Source organism: Streptomyces sp. Edi4 (assembly GCF_040253615.1).
Lineage (GTDB): Bacteria > Actinomycetota > Actinomycetes > Streptomycetales > Streptomycetaceae > Streptomyces.
In genome coordinates, this window is record NZ_JBEJGY010000004.1 from 595,628 (window position 1) to 611,270 (window position 15,643).

At 72.2% G+C, this 15,643-nt stretch carries 11 protein-coding genes and 1 riboswitch; of the genes, 5 read left to right on the plus strand and 6 right to left on the minus strand.

The genetic code is table 11. The features are described from left to right. The first annotated feature begins 101 nt into the window (after nt 1-101). From ABR738_RS04640 to ABR738_RS04650, 3 genes are all read left to right on the plus strand, one after another. Nucleotides 102-746, plus strand: coding sequence for a PAS domain-containing protein (locus ABR738_RS04640; protein WP_350228685.1), 645 nt, complete (start codon nt 102-104; stop codon nt 744-746). A gap of 259 nt (nt 747-1,005) precedes the next feature. Beyond that, entirely contained in the window at nt 1,006-3,099 is a 2,094-nt protein-coding gene (locus ABR738_RS04645) for a glycoside hydrolase (protein ID WP_350228686.1), read from the plus strand. A gap of 132 nt (nt 3,100-3,231) precedes the next feature. Beyond that, complete coding sequence (locus tag ABR738_RS04650; protein WP_350228687.1) at nt 3,232-5,382, plus strand: type 1 glutamine amidotransferase family protein; 2,151 nt, start codon at nt 3,232-3,234, stop codon at nt 5,380-5,382. 533 nt (nt 5,383-5,915) lie between these two features. Here the strand turns inward: ABR738_RS04650 and ABR738_RS04655 are convergent. Further along, complete coding sequence (locus ABR738_RS04655; protein WP_350228688.1) at nt 5,916-7,496, minus strand: adenosine deaminase family protein; 1,581 nt, start codon at nt 7,494-7,496, stop codon at nt 5,916-5,918. 305 nt (nt 7,497-7,801) lie between these two features. On the opposite strand from ABR738_RS04655, the gene ABR738_RS04660 reads away from it, so the two are divergent. Next, nucleotides 7,802-8,512 (plus strand): HAD family hydrolase, encoded by a 711-nt coding sequence (locus ABR738_RS04660; RefSeq protein ID WP_350228689.1) that lies wholly within the window; start codon nt 7,802-7,804, stop codon nt 8,510-8,512. A 15-nt stretch (nt 8,513-8,527) separates the two neighbouring features. Here the strand turns inward: ABR738_RS04660 and ABR738_RS37705 are convergent, their stop codons facing one another. The 3 genes from ABR738_RS37705 to ABR738_RS04675 all read right to left on the minus strand — a co-directional run bounded on the left by ABR738_RS37705 (nt 8,528) and on the right by ABR738_RS04675 (nt 12,417). Then, on the minus strand, nt 8,528-10,711 hold the full coding sequence (locus ABR738_RS37705) for an eCIS core domain-containing protein (protein ID WP_502964033.1): 2,184 nt from the start codon (nt 10,709-10,711) through the stop codon (nt 8,528-8,530). A gap of 198 nt (nt 10,712-10,909) precedes the next feature. Continuing rightward, nucleotides 10,910-11,362, minus strand: a complete 453-nt coding sequence (locus ABR738_RS04670; RefSeq protein WP_350228690.1) for an STAS domain-containing protein — start codon at nt 11,360-11,362, stop codon at nt 10,910-10,912. Between the two features lie 272 nt (nt 11,363-11,634). Beyond that, nucleotides 11,635-12,417 (minus strand): transglycosylase SLT domain-containing protein, encoded by a 783-nt coding sequence (locus ABR738_RS04675; protein ID WP_350234423.1) that lies wholly within the window; start codon nt 12,415-12,417, stop codon nt 11,635-11,637. Between the two features lie 2 nt (nt 12,418-12,419). Continuing rightward, a riboswitch (cyclic di-AMP (ydaO/yuaA leader) is annotated at nt 12,420-12,604 on the minus strand. 686 nt (nt 12,605-13,290) lie between these two features. Here ABR738_RS04675 and ABR738_RS04680 point away from each other — a divergent pair. Further along, a complete protein-coding gene (locus ABR738_RS04680; RefSeq protein ID WP_350228691.1) occupies nt 13,291-13,914 on the plus strand; it encodes an RraA family protein in 624 nt (207 codons plus the stop codon). A gap of 198 nt (nt 13,915-14,112) precedes the next feature. Here the strand turns inward: ABR738_RS04680 and ABR738_RS04685 are convergent, their stop codons facing one another. Both ABR738_RS04685 and ABR738_RS04690 read right to left on the minus strand, forming a co-directional pair. After that, on the minus strand, nt 14,113-14,799 hold the full coding sequence (locus ABR738_RS04685; protein ID WP_350228692.1) for a hypothetical protein: 687 nt from the start codon (nt 14,797-14,799) through the stop codon (nt 14,113-14,115). 108 nt (nt 14,800-14,907) lie between these two features. Further along, nucleotides 14,908-15,525 carry a phosphatase PAP2 family protein gene (locus tag ABR738_RS04690; RefSeq protein ID WP_350228693.1) on the minus strand — a complete coding sequence of 206 codons (618 nt, stop codon included), beginning with the start codon at nt 15,523-15,525 and terminating at the stop codon, nt 14,908-14,910. Nucleotides 15,526-15,643: the final 118 nt, after the last annotated feature.

A 15,643-nucleotide genomic window follows, 5' to 3' on the forward strand; every position in this document is an offset into this window, starting at 1 on the left:
CCCGATGTGCCGCCGCGCTGCGGGCGACTGCATGATTGTGCAGTGGTTTTTCGCGTCCGGCACTTGCGGACGGGCCGGACAGGAGGCGGTGGACACGCGGTATGGCCGACGAACAGGCGCCGGTGGAGGACATCAGCACGTGGCGCAACCACTTCCTCACGCTGCTCGACCGCATCCCGATGCCGATCGCTGTCTGCCGGATCGACGGGGAGGTGCATGTCGCCAATCCCGCCATGGCCGCCGAGTGGGGCACCGTGCCGGGGCGGTTGCGCGGGCGCTCTCTGCGCGAACTCTTCACGCCCCGCTCGGAGGACCAGATCGAGCGGCTGGTCAGGGCGCTGCGCACGGGGCGGACATCCCGCTATCCCATCGAGGTGACCTGGCGCTCGGGCGCGGACGGGGCGGAGCGCCGGGGCGAGTTCACCATCGACCCGATCATGGGCGCGCCCGGCCCGCCCCCGGTGCTCCTCGCCATGCTGTACGTGCGGCACGAACGGCCCGAGCCGCCGCCTTCGCCGCGTGGTGCGGTGAGCGAGGCGCAGGCCCGCATCCTGGCGCTCGCGGCGTCGGGCGCGACCACGGCCGCCATCGGCAAGGCGCTCGGCCTGACCGTGGACGGGGTCAACTACCACCTGACGCGCCTCTCCCAGCGCTGGCGGGTGCGGGGGCGTACGGCGCTGGTGGCCAAGGCGTACGCACTGGGCATCCTGGCCCCGGGCCAGTGGCCCCCAGCCCCGACGTCGTAGCGGGTCGCGTTCTCCATGCCCGGGCCGCGCGGGGCCGGTCGCGCGGTTCCCCGCGCCCCTGAGCATGCGACGCGGACCCGTGACGGCGCCCTCAGCCCGTCATGGGGCCCCTGGCGCTCACTGCCTTGGGGATATTGAGGACAGCGCCCTCAAGGCGCGAAACGGGGTCCCGGACGCAGGCCCGCGACCTCGCCTGCCAACCGCACGGTTGACACCGCGTTCTTAGAACGGTCTTACAACTCCTCGCTATCACTGCGCCATGGACACCACCCCGGCGAAGCCGCCCCGCCCCCGCCCCCGCCGCACGCTCCTCACCCTCGCCGTCACCACGGCCCTGGCCACCGGCATGGCCCCCGCCGCCGACGCCGGAACACCAAGTCCCGTACAAGCGCGCGTCGTTGACGGCCGGATCGAACTCCCTCTGCGCGGCGGCACGGCCGACATCGACCCCGCGACCCTGCGCGTGGCGGCCCGGACCGCCGACGGCCGCACCCTCGGGATGTCGGACCCCGCCGCCGATGCTCCCGGCCGCCCGAGCGGCGTGACCCTGACCGGCCGGGGCGCCCAGTGGTCCTACCCCGCCCGGGGCCTGCGCGCCGAGGCACACACCGAGCACGGCAGGCTGCTCGTCACGCTCACCTCGGACCGGGACGCGAGCCTGAGCTGGCCGGTCACCGGCGCCGACCCGGCCGCCGACTCCCTCCAACTCCCGCGCGGCGAAGGGCTCTCGTTGCCCGTGCGTGACACCTTCTGGAACTCCGCGCGCGCCCAACTCGTCGGCTCCACCGAGGACATGGCATCCCAGCTCACCCTCCCGGCGTGGGGCTACACGCTGCGCGGCGGCCTCGGTGTGAGCTACCTGGCACCCACCGACATCGGCACGTCGCTGGCGTACACCTCACCGGACGGACGCCTGCGCGCCACGGCCCAGCACAGCTTCTCGCGCGCCGACGCGACCGGCACGTACACCGTCGCCTTCAGCCTCACCGACGGCTCCCCCGTGGCGTCCGCCCTCGACTACCGGCACTGGCTCAGCGAGCACGGCACGCTCGGAAACCTCGGCGAGAAGATCCGCGAGAACCCTCGGGCGGGCGCACTGCTGGGCGCCTTCCACGCCTACGTCTGGGGCGGAGCCCGCCGGGCGCCGGCCATCGAACGCCTCAAGGCGCTCGGCGTCTCCCGGCTCTGGCTCGGCTACGACGCCGACGACGCCCCCATGAAGAGCGAGGACATCGCGGCGGCGCGGCGAGCCGGATATCTCGTGGGCCCCTACGACTCGTTCGCCAACGGACGCGACAAGGGTCCCGACACTCCCCCGAACGCGCTGTGGCCGGACGGCGTCTACCCCTCCTTCTGCGTCCGCCGGGCCGACGGCACACCCCAGCCGGGCTTCCACCATCAGGGCTGCTACCTCAGCTCGGAGGCCTTCGAGCAGGCCGAACCCCGGCGGCACTACCTGGCGGACCGGACGCGTTCCCTGGTGGCGGGCGGCGCCGACAGCTACTTCCTCGACGTGGACGCGGCGGGCGAGCTCTTCCGCGACCACGACGCCGCCCATCCGATGACCATGGCGCAGGACCGGGCCAACCGGCTGGCCCGGATGCGGCGCCTGACCGAGGGCACCTACGACCCCCGGGCCGGGCGCGCTCCGCTGGTGCTCGGCTCGGAGGCCGCGGGATCCTGGGCCAATCAGGTCCTGGCCTTCGACCACGGTTCGGGCACGGTGGTCGACGGACGCCTCTGGCCGATGGAGACCGGCCATTTCGACACCACGCCCGAGCAGCCCAAGGACGACGCGGCGTGGGGCGGCTATCTGCCGGCGGCGGCCCCGGACACCTTCTTCAAGCCCGTCCGCATCAGCGACTTCAAGCCCGAGCACCGGGCCTCGGTGGCCGACGCGCTCAAGGCGATGTACGACCCGGCCTACCGAATTCCGCTGTACGAGAGCGCCCTGCACGGCTCGCTGGTCAATGTGGAGCGCTGGGAACTGCCCTTCGGCAAGCTGCCCGAGGAGAAGACGAACAGGGCGCTGCTCGCGATGCTCTACAACACCCCGCTGAACTTCGTACTCAGTGACCAGGACCGGAACAACGACCAGAACATCCGTGAACTGGCCGCGCTGCAAAGCTACTTCGCCCCGCTCCACCAGGCGGCGGGCACCCAGGAGCTGACGTCGTTCACGTGGCTGACGGCCGACCGCGCCGTGCAGCGGACCGTCTTCGGCGGCGGCATCCTGACCGTCACGGCGAACTTCGGCGCCACCGCCCACGCCGGGCTCCCGGGCGGCTGCGTGGACGCGACGCTGAGGGGCGGCGCGCCGCGCCGGCTGTGCCCGGCGAAGATCGTGTCGTAGCGCGGACCCGTCGCACCGCCGCCCCTCCGCCCGCGCTGGCCGAAACGGCGCTCTGGTCCCGGCCGAGGCATACCGCCAGGATGCCTCGCCCGGGCCGGAGTCGTACCGGCCGGACCGATGGGAGACACGGGTATGAACGCGAGACCAGGACCAAGCCGCCGCACGGTGTTACGCACGGGGCTCGGCGTCGGCGGGATGGCGGTGGCGGCGCGTCTGCTGCCCTCCCGGCCCGGCGGCGGGCCCCCGCCCACGTGGACCGAGACGGCGGCGGTCGCCGGCACCGCCGCGATCACCTTCCCCGACTGGGCCAGAAAGGCCCGGATCGCGGACGGCACCTTCGACGACGACGCCGACCCCGAGCGCGACATGCTGCCGGTCGTCAAGGCGCTCAAGGCCCAGAACGTGAGCGTGATCGAGCTCGACACCGTCCTGTCGAACTGGCTGACCGACCAGCAGTTCTCCGAGCACATGGGAAAGGTCAAGAGCTTCGCGGACCTGGCACACGCCAACGCGATGCGGGTGGTCATGTACTACCCCTCGCTCGAAGTCATCAGCGCCGGCGGGGAGAAGGGCCCGTCCTTCTACAAGAACAGCCACGGCAAGGACTGGGTGCAGCGCGGACTCGACGGCAGCCCCAATGTCTTCTACGGCAGCCTGGTCGTCTGGGTGGATCCGGGCGACGAGAGCTGCTGGCTGAGCCCCAACTCGCCCTATCGTGACTACTACTTGGCCCGCGTGCGCGCGCTGGCGGCGACCGGCGTCGATGCCATCTGGCCGGATGTTCCCATCTACTTCGACGGGGCGCTCAGCTGGTGCGACGCCTCGCCCTGGGCGGCGAGCGCCTTCCGCGCGGACACCGGCCTCGAACTGCCCCGCACGGCCGACTTCACCAACCCGGGCTTTCGCCGCTACGTCGAGTGGCGCCACCGCAACCTCTCCCAGTTCCAGCTGGACATCGCCGCGGCCGGCCGCTCCGTCAACCCCGAGCTCGTCACCTTCGTCGAGACCGTCACCATGGACTACCAGTACGCCGTGCTGACCGGCCTCGACGGCGCCCAGCTGCGCCGGGCGGAGGGCGTCAGCCAGGTGTGGGAGGTGGACATCCTCGGCAACTACGACGGCATGCGGCACGCCACGGCCGGCGACTGGATCTGTCTGGTGTCGATGTACAAATACGCGCGTGCGGCCGGCGGGACCAAGCCCGCCTGGGCGTTCTCCTACGGCTGGAAGGCCGACGACGCCTCCTTGGTGATGGCCGAACTGCTGGCCGCGGGCTGCAACCCGTATGAGGTGAAGAGCCCGTTCAAGAACGACAGCACCGACACCGTGATGCGCACCCGGATGTACGGGTTCGTCGCGGCGCACGAGCGGGAGCTGTTCGACGCCGCCCCCGGTGCGGCGGTCGGGGTGTACCACTCCTCGGCCAGCCGCGACTTCGTGAGCCCGCTCCAGGCCAGCGGGATGTATGTGAACACCACGCCGCCGGCCGGGGTCAGCGACTGGTGGAGCTTCGAGAGCCCCGAGGAGAGCTGTACGCAGCAGAAGTGGCTGGGCGAGTTCCGGGGCACGGTCAAGGCGCTGGTGTACGCGCACATCCCGTTCGACACCGTGACGAGCCCCGGGCTCGACGGCGCCGATCTCGCCCGCTTCCGTGTCCTGTGCCTGCCCAATCTCCAGGCGGTCTCGGACGCCGAGGCGCAGGTGCTGCGGTCCTTCGTGAGCGGGGGCGGCACGGTCGTCATCACCGGTCCCGCGCCGACCGCCCTGGACGAATTCGGCGGGGCCCGGTCCGAGTACGCCCTCGCGGATGTGCTGGGCCTGCGCAGGGCCGATCCCCTGCCGGCCGAGCACAGCCACGCGTTCGGCGCGGGCACGTGCCGGTACGTCAAGGATCTGCTCGGCCTGTCCTACCTGGCGCACACCGACGCCGCGAGCGCGGACCGGCTCCTTGCGCCCGTCCGGGCGGCGGCGCCGGCGTCCGTCTCGCTCACCGGGGACCCGCGCATCCATCTGGAGCTGAGCCATCTCGGCGACGACACCGTGGTCCAGCTGGTCAACTTCACGTGCTGCGGCGAGAGCCCGGCGCCTTTCAAAACCACCCCGGCGCCCTGCGTGGTCTCGCTGCTCATCCCGGCCGGCAAACAGGTGACCGCCGCCACCCTCAGCTCCCCCGACGCCCCCTCCGCCGCGCGGGTCCCGGTGCCTTGGAAGGTGGTGGACGGCAGGGCGACGATCGACGTGACGGTCAGCCAGTACTCGGTGCTGGTCGTCACGATGGCGTAGGAGCGGGGGCGGCTGCCGCGCGCACCCCGGTCGAGTACGGCGACGCGGGCGAGGCCGTTCAGGCCGAGCGGGGTCCGGGGCGGAGCCCCAGGAGCCTCGGCTGCGGGCCGTGGGTGCTGGTCGCGCAGTTCCCCGCGCCCCTAACTACTCGGCGCTGGCCAGGCATGCGCATCCTCAGCCCCGCTCCCGGCAGGGGGCCGTGCTGGCCCGCACGGGCATAGTCAGCCTGTCCGGCGATTGAGGACGAGCGCCCTTCAGGCGCGAACGGGGTCTGGGGCGGAGCCCCAGGGTCCCCGCCTGCGGGCCGTGCTGGCTGAGCGCGCAGTTCCCCGCGCCCCTGGCGGGGTCGGTGCTGGCCCGCATGGGCATACCCAGCCCGTCCGGCGTTTGAGGACGAGGCCCTTCAGGCCGGACGGGGTCTGGGGCGGAGCCCCAGGAGTCCCGGCTGCGGGCCGTGCTGGGCTGAGCGCGCAGTTCCCCGCGCCCCTGGCGGGGCCGGTGCTGGTCCGCGTGGGACGGCGCTCGGAACCCGGTCAGCGGTGTGCGTACCGGTTCGCGACGTCGTGCCAGTCCGCCTCCAGCCTCCACTGGAGCGCCGCCTTGGGACTGGCGGCCAGGAAGGCGCGGCAGGAGGGGCCCGGCCGGCGGTGGGAGTCGGGGGTGTCGTCGCGGCACGGCCGGGCGAACGTGTCGTACCGGTCCTGCTCCGCCCACAAATCGCGGCCCTCGACGAAGGCGTGGTCGAGTGAGGCGCGTGCCAGTGTCCTGAGCTCCGTGACGGTCAACCCCTGCTCGATGACGCCCCGTTGGTAGACGTCGCTCAGGTCGGTGCGGCTGACGCCCGGGTCGTCGGTGGCCAGGGCGACCGGGACGCCGTGGTCGAGGTAGGCGCGCAGGGGGTGGGCCGCGCCGCTGACGCGCAGGATCTGCGCGTTGCTGATGAGGGGGGCCTCGATCAGGACGTGCCGGCGGCGCATCCGGACGGTCAGCGCCTCGGGGTCGCGCTCGTGGACGAGATCGACCCCGTGCCCGATGCGGTCGGCGCCGGCCACCTCCACGGCCTCGTTGATGTGGAAGCTCAGGTCGCGGTCGCCAACTCCCTTGAGTCCCTTGACGAGTTCACCCGCGTGCAGGCTGACCCGCACCCCGGGTGCGCGGGCCTTGAGGAAGCCGACCATCTTCATGTGCGACGTGTAGTCCCGCAGCGCGATGGGCGCGTCTTCGGGCTGGACCATGTTCACTCCCACGAACCCGCCCAGCCGTCGGCGTACGAGCTCGAACCCGAGGACCAGCTGGGCGAAGACATCACGCGGGTCCTGGGCGCGCAGCACCTGGTAGTCGAAGCGGATGGCGACATCGCAGGCCCGGGGAGCGCCGGGGCGGTCGCAGCCCAGCAGCGCGCGGTGGTCGCGGACGCTCCGCTCGGTGTCGGCGGCCGCCTGGCGGACCAGCGCCTCGAAGCCGGGGCCGGCGGTCAGGGTGGCACGGAAGGCGTCGAGATGGGCGGCGTCGGGGTCCTCGAGGTGGAGGCGGTCGACGAGCAGGCTCAGCGGCCCGGCCGCCGGGGTGACAAGCGTCTCCAGGTAGCCGCTGTGTTCCTTGGCCGACGCGCGGGCCGCCTCGGCGAGCATGTCCGCGTCGTGGCCCGTCGCGGCCGCCCCGAACTTGCCGAAGGTGTCGAAGAAGTGGTCGTGCCCGGGCCCCGGGTCACCGTCGGGCGGCAGGACGAAGTCCCGCATGGACCACGCCCTGATCACGTCGCGCCGGAACGGCCCGGGCGCCTCGGCGTCGCGTGCCGGACGGCTGCCACTGGCGCAGGGCCCGGCGTTCGGCGCGACGACCCGGGTCGTCACATCAATGCACTTCCCGTCCCGCGCCGCGTAGCCGATCAGCGATTCGGCGCGTACCGCGCCTTGCAGATGGTGGTGCAGATCGCCGCCCTTGGGAAGGTCGGCCAGAAAACGCCGGAGCTCGGTGGGCGAGTCCGTGAGATGCCCCATGTACGCCTGCACCGCGGCCAGTTCGTCGTCGGTCCCACCGGCCACCGCCGGAGCGGCGGCTGCCGCCGGAAGCGCACCCGCCGCCAACCCCAGAGCCGTCAAGGCGGCCACCACCGCCCCCCGCCTCCTGCGCCACTTCCCCATGGCCGGCCCCTCTCCTCGTTCGCGCGGCGTCACATCCGGGCAGCATCACACCACGGGCTCCCCGAGGCACCCCTCAGTCCTCGCCAGACACCACGTCAGCCGAGACATTTGCGCTCGCGTGAGAAACGCGTGGGACAGGGGCCGCACACACACGTAGAAAGGCCGCACACACACGTGGGAAGTCCGCCACCCACACGGCCGCGACGCACGCGGATGAACCGGGTGTCCGCACACCGGCTCAGTAGGGTGAACGCGCCTGGAAGGAGGGCGTTCCCATGGCACAGGTGCGTGTTCTCGCGCTGGATTTCGTCGGCACCCTGGCCGGACGCGGACCCGCCCCCGACGGGCAGTTGGTGGCCGAAGCGCTGCGGACGCTCCCGGGCACGGCGGTCCCGGACACCTTCCCCGCCCGCTTCGACGGCGTGACGCACAGGTTCCGGCTGAGCGACCACGCGCGGGGTGTACGCACCCCCTTCGCCGCCCGGATGCGCCGCGCCGCCCAGGACTGCGGCGCCACCATCCCGGATCTGCGCCTGGCCGTCGAGGCGGTGTTCACGGCGGTGCCCGACGCGCGGGTCGATCCACGGGCGGCGCGGGCCGTGCGGGCGCTGCGCGCGAGCGGACTGCCGTGCGTCCTCGCCTCCAACACCGACCGCCCCCACGCCGTACGCCTCCAGACGCTGCGGGCGGCCGCGATCGCCGACTGCTTCGACGCGCTGGTGCTCTCCAGCTCCCTCGGCATCCGCAAACCGGATCCGCGTTTCTACGCGGCGGTGACCCACGCGGCGGGCTGCCCGCCGGAGAACATCCTCTTCGTTGGGGACAACCCGGACAACGACGTCATCGCCCCCTACGCCCACGGCATGTCCGCCGTCCTCATCACCGAGGGGCCGCGACCGGACACGCTGCCGCCGGGCATCGCCACGCTCCCGCACATCGGCGAACTGGCAGGCCACCTCAACCACGTTCGGCGCCCGGTGGGTTGAGGCGCGCGCCGGCTGTCAGTCCTCCCTCTTTCCGTAGCTGAGCTTCTTGCCCTGGTTGAGCTGGTCGATGAGTTTGAACGCGGCGACCGCCAGGGGCTTCAGTTTCTCCGCCGGCACACCGTCCTTCATCCTGCGCAGCTCGGCCACCATCAGCTGGATCTCCTCCTTCTTGACGGTGACCCGGTTGTCCTCGTCGCCCAGTGCGCCGAGCGACTTGTGCACGGCCAGGGCGCCCGGCGCGTCGGCGACCGTCTCCTGCTCCTGTTCCGTCAGGGACTGGGTGTTCTTCAGCAGGTCGTGCCTGGTGGGCAGGTTCTCGAGCCACTTGCCCCGCGTCAGCAGGATCGTGGTCTCGGTTCGGTCGTTCGCGAGCCCCCGCGCCACCGGCGCCCCGAACAGCTTCTCGTTGCCGGTTCCCCTGCGGCCCGCCGCATCCAGGACCAGGTCGACGAATTGGCCCGGGTGCTCGCGGAAGTGTTCCTGCACGGGACCCGGCAGCAGACCGAAGCTCCGGGCGAAGTCGGTGCGGGCCATGAGGCCGCCCGCGATCGTTTTGGCGTTGTCGCCCTGCTGCAACGCCTCACCCGCGAGGACATACGCGGCGAGATGCGTGACGAGTCCCGTCAGGCTGCCGAGGTCGCTCGCGGACAGGGAGAGGCCCTGGGCGGCCGTGGAGCCGAACGCCGCCACCGCGCGCTCCGCTCCCCCCTTGGCCACGGGCAGGGTGCCGAGGCCGCCGCCGAAGAGGTCGTTCCGGGCCTGCCGGCGCCGCTCGGCACTGTGGGTGACCTTCTCGTGCAGGGTGTTCAGCGCGCCGCTCAGGGCATTCGTCCTGGGCTTGGCGCCCTGGTCCGACAGGTAGCCGATCAGGTCCGGCAGCCGGTCGAGACGCATCCCCGCGGTGGTCTGCGGGGAGAATTCGAGCGCCCCTCGGAAGGGGTAGACGCGCAGGTGCGGCACGGGCACGCCGCCGCCCTGGGTGATGTCCTCCGACAGGATGAAGGGCTCCTTCTGACGCCCATTCAGGTAGCGGGCCATGCTGGTGACGCGGTCCAGTACGGAGCGGACCTCACCCACGGTGTCCAGCGGGTCGGTCACCCACTCCAGGTTGGAGCCGCCCGACGGACTGGCGTCGGCGGTCAGGTCGAACCTGTCCCCCTTGACCACCAGCCCCTCGGGCCCCCGGCCCTTGCCCAGGTTCTCGCCGACCAGCGGTGGCTCGGGAATCTCGTTGGAGATCATCAGGCTCATCTCCGTCGCCGCCCGCTGCGCGCCGCCGCGCCTGAACTCGGTCCGCGCCAACCGGCGTTCGCCCTCCGCGTTGAGGAGGTCCCCGTCGAACCAGCGGGCCCGAAGGGCTTCCCTCGGCTCCGCCCTCTCCTCCTCCGTCAGCTGCTTCGCCTCCGGTTTGAGCGCCCGGCCCATGAGCTTGGCGTCGAGCAACCGCTCCCGCTCCTCGGCCCGTCGCTCGTGCAGGGCGGTGTCGGCGACGGGGTCGGCGACCCGGCGTACGTTCCACTGCGCCTCGAACTCGAAACCGACGGCTCGCTGCACGACGGGCCGGCCCTCGGGGTGGGCGTGCCCCCCGCCGTGGCACGCCCGCTGAACCGGTTCCGGCTGCCCGTCGGTGTCGGGGGCGGGCCCGGCGAGCGCCCGGGTGGCGTTCGCCTCGGCCGCCCGCTCGAAGGCGTCCGAGGGGTCCGACACGCTCAGGCCCTCCCCCGTGTCCGTGCCGGCGACGGGCCCTTGACGCTGCTGGATGACGTGGGTGAGCTCATGCGCGAGGGTGTGGCGGTCCGCCCCGCCCCTGCCGACCACGACATGGCTTCCCGAGGTGTAGGCGCGGGCGCCGATCTCGGCGGCCGAGCGCTGCGCCGTGACGTCGTTGTGCACCCGGACGTCCCCGAAGTCGGCGCCGAGCCTGCTCTCCATGTCGGCGCGTACGTCCGAGTCGAGCGGCCGGCCGGGGCCGCGCAGCACCTCGTGCACGGAGGAGCGCTGCACCGGCGCGCTGCCGAGCAGTCCGGCCACCGCCGCGTTCCCCGCGGACCGCTGAAGGGCGAGCACCTGCTGCGCGGAGAACGCCCCGCCGATGCCGCCGCCGCGTCCGGCGGGCGCCGCCTCGGCGCGCTCGGCGGCCCTCGGCGCGCGACCGCCGGGCGTGACGGATCGGCCCTGCTGGCTGTCCTGCGCGTGCACGTGAACCCCTTTGGTGGGTGGGACGTGATGTCCGGCGTTACGTACATATCAGCGCGGGATGCGCCGGTGAAGGTACGGAAGGGCAGTCGATGGGGCAGTCTCCACGCCGCCCCCTCACGGATGAGCGTTCACCCTCGGACCGCCGCGCACGCCCGGCCCGTCGCGCACCCCAGGGTGTGGCCGGTTCCGTACGGTACGTCAACTGCCGCCCGCGTGGCGCTTGTTGGCGGTGCCGGGCGGGCCGGCGAGGGCGCTGAGTGCCGCCTCCTCGACCGTGGCGGCCGGCCGGATCAGCCTGTCGAGACCGCCCGCCGTGAGGACGCGCAGATGCCACGGCCGTACGCACACCAGGCCGAGGCCCCCGTCGCGCTCGCGGGTCCTGCGGTGTGCGCGGCACAGCAGGGTGAGGAGGGCGCAGTCGAAGAAGTCCACGGGGCGCAGGTCCACGACCACCCGGGCGCCCGCCGGATGGGTGGCCGCGTCGAGATGCCGCCCCACGTCGGGCGCGGACGCCAGGTCGACGGTGCCGTACACCTCGACCACCGTGACGCCCCGCACCAGATGGGTGCGGGCGGTGCGGCAGCGGCCCGGCAGCAGACCCGGGGGAAGGGGTACGGGGTCCGGGGCTGACGGCCGAGCGGTGGTTCCCATGGCAGCTCCCGGTCCAGTAGGGATCCCCGCCCCTGCGGGGTACGTGATCGTCGGGCAGTCACCGTGGTCCCGGGGTGACGCACTACCACCCTAGGAACAGGCACGTATGCAGAAACGTGCAGCCTTCGATTTGTTCAGCCCTGGGAGTGAACAAAATTTGCGCCGCCCTCACCCGCGCGTCACCGGCGCGGTGCGGGCCCCGGCCGGGCGGCCACGGGACGGGCCGGGCGCCCTCCCCCCGCGAGGGGTGCCCGGCCCTGGGAACGCCTCGCTCAGTAGGCGCCGAAGACGTTGTCGATCGACCCATAGGTCTTGGCGGCGTAGTTGCAGGCCGCGGTGATGTTGGCGACCGGGTCGTAGAGGTCCGTGGACGTGCCCGGCACGTGGAACGCGGTGAACGTGGGCTGGATGACCTGAAGCAGTCCCTTGGACGGGGTGCCGGCCACGGCGTTGGAGTCCCAGTTGTTGATCGCCATGGGGTTGCCCGAGGACTCGCGCATGATGTTGCGGTAGATGCCGTCGTAGGTGCCGGGGATGCCCGCGCGCCCCATGATGTCGAGCGACTGCTTGATCCAGCCGTCGAGGTTGTTCGTGTACGAGGAGGCGGTCGCGGTGGCGAGCGTGGCCGGGCGCGCGGAGCGGTCGGCCCGGTCGGCCGAGGCGTCCCGCGCGGCGGGGGCCGCCGCCTTCGCCGGACCGTTGACGGTGAGCCGGAGACCGGGGTGGATCATGGCCGGATTGCTGCCGATGACGCCCTGATTGTCCTGGTACAGCTGCTTCCAGCCGCCGCTCACGCCGAGGGCGTCCGCGATCCTCGCCAGCGAGTCGCCCGCGACGACGGCGTAGCTCGTGGGCGACGCCTTCACCGCCGTGGCGGGCTTGGCGGCCGCCGCGACCTGGGCCACGGTGGCGGAGTGCGCCGAGGCCGGCGCGGCGCCGGCCGCGGTCGCGCCGATCACCGGCATGGCGAGTACGGCGCCGCCCGTACCGGCGGCGGCGAGGCCCCGGCTGAACGAGCTGGACTTGGGCCGGCGGTGCTTGCCCTTTGCAGGCATGGTCATGTCCTCTCCGTCGCCTGCGAGGTGAGCTGTCGGGTTCGGACGGGAGATGTCCGGCCGCGCCACACGCGGCTTCACCCCAGCCGTTCCGGAATCCGGACCGGCGGCTTACCTGGGTCCCCCGCTCCTGCCATACGTGTGTGGGAGGTTTCCGGACGGTGGCAGGATTCGGCGTTCCACCCGGATTGACGGTGAACTTAAACGAATAGGGCGAGCGGAAACAAGGCCGGAATTCGTGGATGCCGACCCGCGATATTGATCCACCAAAATGCGGGAATGTGGATCATGGCCGCCCGGCACTCAACTCTCTTGCGCCCGAACGGAAATGCCCTCGCGGACTTCACTGACTGCCCGTCGGGTGAGTGACCCAATTCACGCGCCCGACGCGCAACCGGTCGGGGAGTACCGCAAAATGACCAGGATCCCTCAATAGCCCCAATTGGGACAATATTCGGGCAGGGAGGGAATGCCATAGCATTCCATTTGGGACAGAACGGTCTTTCCGCGCCTCTTGTGGGCGGCCGAAGTGGGTGGTCTGCCTCGGGCGGGCAGTCGACCGAGGAGTCGCCGACTCGGACCCGTCGCCCTCTACGTCGGCCGGCTGACGCGTGGCGAATCCGGTGGACCCGGTCGTCCTTTCCCGGCTCTGGGCTCCCGGACCCCTGCTCGGACCTCGCAGAGGAAGCCCCCGGCGGCTTGCGGAGGCGGCCGGCCGGCCCGGAGGTGCCGCCCGCATCCCCCGGCGGGAAAAGGATGGTGGCGGTGGATCAGATCGCCTGAGATCATTTCGGCATTCGCCGTCCGGGCCCCGGCCCCGGCCGTCCGCCAGGTGACTCCCCCTCCAACTCGCGCCTCCGCCAAGGAAGAACAATGAACGCCGCCGAAGAATTCAAGAAGATTCCCACGACCACTCTCGCCGACCTTCTGGGGCGCGCCCAGGTCATGGATATCGGAATGCGTCCCCTGTGGTCCCCGATTCCGCGCGTCGCCGGTCCCGCATTCACCGTCCGGTGTCCTGCGGGTGACAATCTCATGCTGCACGCGGCCATCCACCGCGCCGAGCCGGGATCGGTCGTCGTCGTCGAATCGGGAGATCTGGACTACGCGCTGGCGGGCGGAAACGTCTGCGCGGTCGCCCAACGCCGGGGCGTCGCCGCCTTCGTGGCCGACGGCGTCATCCGTGACCTCGCCGAGGTACGCGAGTTGGGCTTTCCCGTCTTCGCCCGGGGCGTCATTCCCGTCCCCGGCACCAAAAAGGCCGTCAGGCCGCTGAATGCCCCGGTGCGCTGCGGCGGTGTGCGGGTGGCGGCCGGTGACGTGGTGGTGGCCGACGAGGAGGGTGTCGTGGTCACCCCGCGCGAGGACTGGGAGCGGGTACTCACCGAGGCCCGGCGCAAGCTGGCCAAGGAGGCCGAGGAGTCCCTTGACGCGTGGGAGCGGGCGCACCGCGCCCGGATCGACGCGATCCTCAACGACGGCGGCTTCGAGGGCTGAGCCGGCATCGCGGCTGAGCGGACTTCCAAGGGCTGAGCGGATTTCGCGGCAGAGCGGGCTTCGCGGCTGAGTGACTATCGCGGCTGAGCAGACCCGGGCTCAACTACCGCGCAACACTGCGAGGTTGATGACCGGCCCGCGCCAACTGCCGCGTGGCTGTGGGCCGGAACCGTACGCGACGGCGCCTGGCCCGCGCCCTCAGACCGTGCCCACCTCGCGGACGAGTTCCAGGCTCAGGACGCGGTCGAGGTGGGCGAAGGTCTCGAACTTGGCTCCCTCCAGCACGTCGGACGCCGTCTCCAGGTCCGCCAGGAGGCGCAGGACGGTTCTGGTGTCGAGCCGGGCGTCCAGGGCGGCGCGCGCCGTGCTCTTGAGGTCGGGCGGGATCGGCTTCGACGGATACCCGGCCCAGTGCGCCACGGCGCGCCGCCAGCGGGCCAGCGTGCGGGCGCTGTCGTCGATCTCGTCGGCCGTGGCCGTGACCGGTTCCTCGTAGGGGTGGCCGAGCAGGAGCATCCGTACCGCCGACGGATCGAGGCCGTCCAGGGCGGGCAGTTCGGCCTCGCCGACCCGCAGACAGGCGGCGGACGCCTCCTCGGTGGTGCCGCTGGTGACGTGGACGGCGGGCGGACCGCCCAGCCCATTGGTGATGTCTTCCAGGCCGCCCTCGGCATCGGCGGGGCGGACTCCGGCAGCCGGGGCCCCGTGGGGGGGCGGGCCGGTCCGGCCCACGAGGACGGCCCGGCCGCGCAGTTCGACGACGCGCGCGAGCACGTCCGCGATCAGGAGCACCCGCAGTCCCGTCCCCGCCGCACCGTCGGCGGGGACATGGGCGCAGACGCGCAGGGGACCGGGTCCGGCGAGTTCGTCGACGATGCGCAGCACATCGCCGAGCCTAGGGGGTCGGGGCCGCCGGGGACAGCGGTGCGCTCCTCCTCAAACGGCCCGCGCCTTCTCAGGCGGCCCGCGCCCTCTCAAACGGCCCGCGCCTTCTCAGGCGAGGAGCGGCTTGAGGGCGCCGCCGCGCAGCCGGGTGACCAGCGGCCCGGCGTACCGGCGCGCGGACCAGGTCACGGCGAAGGCCATCACCGCTCCGACCACCAGCGCGGCCAGCACGTCGTGCGGGTAGTGCGCCCCGACGTACACCCGGGACGCGCCCATGAAGAGGGCGGCGACGGCCGCGACGGCGCCGAGTCGGCGATCGACGAAGAACAGCGCGACGGCGGCGGCCGCCGCGACCGTGGTGTGGTTGCTGGGGAACGCGTAGTCGTCCAGCGGCGGGCACTTCTCGATCAGGAAGTCGTGCGGCAGGGCGCGGCAGGGGCGCGGCTCGGTGAACACCGACTTGACCGCGTCGTTCACCACGTACGCGAGCACCATCGCGACCGGCGCGGCGAGCGCGGCCGCCATCACGGACGCGTCCTTGCGCCGGGCGATCCACCAGCCGATGAGCATGAACACCGCGAACAGGCCGACGCCGTAGCTGGTGTAGACGGTCACGGGGCCGTTGAGCCAGTGCGTATGCCGGGCGAAGTCGGTGATGTCGCCGTACAGGCCCCCGTCGATGGACGCGCCGTCCAGGGCCTGTGTCGTGGTGGTGGGACTGGTCATGGGTCGCTGTTCTCCGAAGGTTCGGTGGGCGGGCGCGCCCGGCCGGAAACAGGGCAGGCCGATCAGGCGTCCTGCGAGTGACGGCCCGGCGGTCGGAATATGAATGTCTACAGGCACG

What these genes read in the sequence shown, in the direction of transcription:
- ABR738_RS04650 (WP_350228687.1), top strand. Translation starts at nt 3,232, where the DNA reads ATGAACGCGAGACCAGGACCAAGCCGCCGCACGGTGTTACGCACGGGG.
- ABR738_RS04670 (WP_350228690.1), bottom strand. Translation starts at nt 11,362, where the DNA reads ATGGGAACCACCGCTCGGCCGTCAGCCCCGGACCCCGTACCCCTTCCC.
- ABR738_RS04660 (WP_350228689.1), top strand. Translation starts at nt 7,802, where the DNA reads ATGGCACAGGTGCGTGTTCTCGCGCTGGATTTCGTCGGCACCCTGGCC.
- ABR738_RS04645 (WP_350228686.1), top strand. Translation starts at nt 1,006, where the DNA reads ATGGACACCACCCCGGCGAAGCCGCCCCGCCCCCGCCCCCGCCGCACG.
- ABR738_RS04680 (WP_350228691.1), top strand. Translation starts at nt 13,291, where the DNA reads ATGAACGCCGCCGAAGAATTCAAGAAGATTCCCACGACCACTCTCGCC.
- ABR738_RS04690 (WP_350228693.1), bottom strand. Translation starts at nt 15,525, where the DNA reads ATGACCAGTCCCACCACCACGACACAGGCCCTGGACGGCGCGTCCATC.
- ABR738_RS04640 (WP_350228685.1), top strand. Translation starts at nt 102, where the DNA reads ATGGCCGACGAACAGGCGCCGGTGGAGGACATCAGCACGTGGCGCAAC.
- ABR738_RS04675 (WP_350234423.1), bottom strand. Translation starts at nt 12,417, where the DNA reads ATGCCTGCAAAGGGCAAGCACCGCCGGCCCAAGTCCAGCTCGTTCAGC.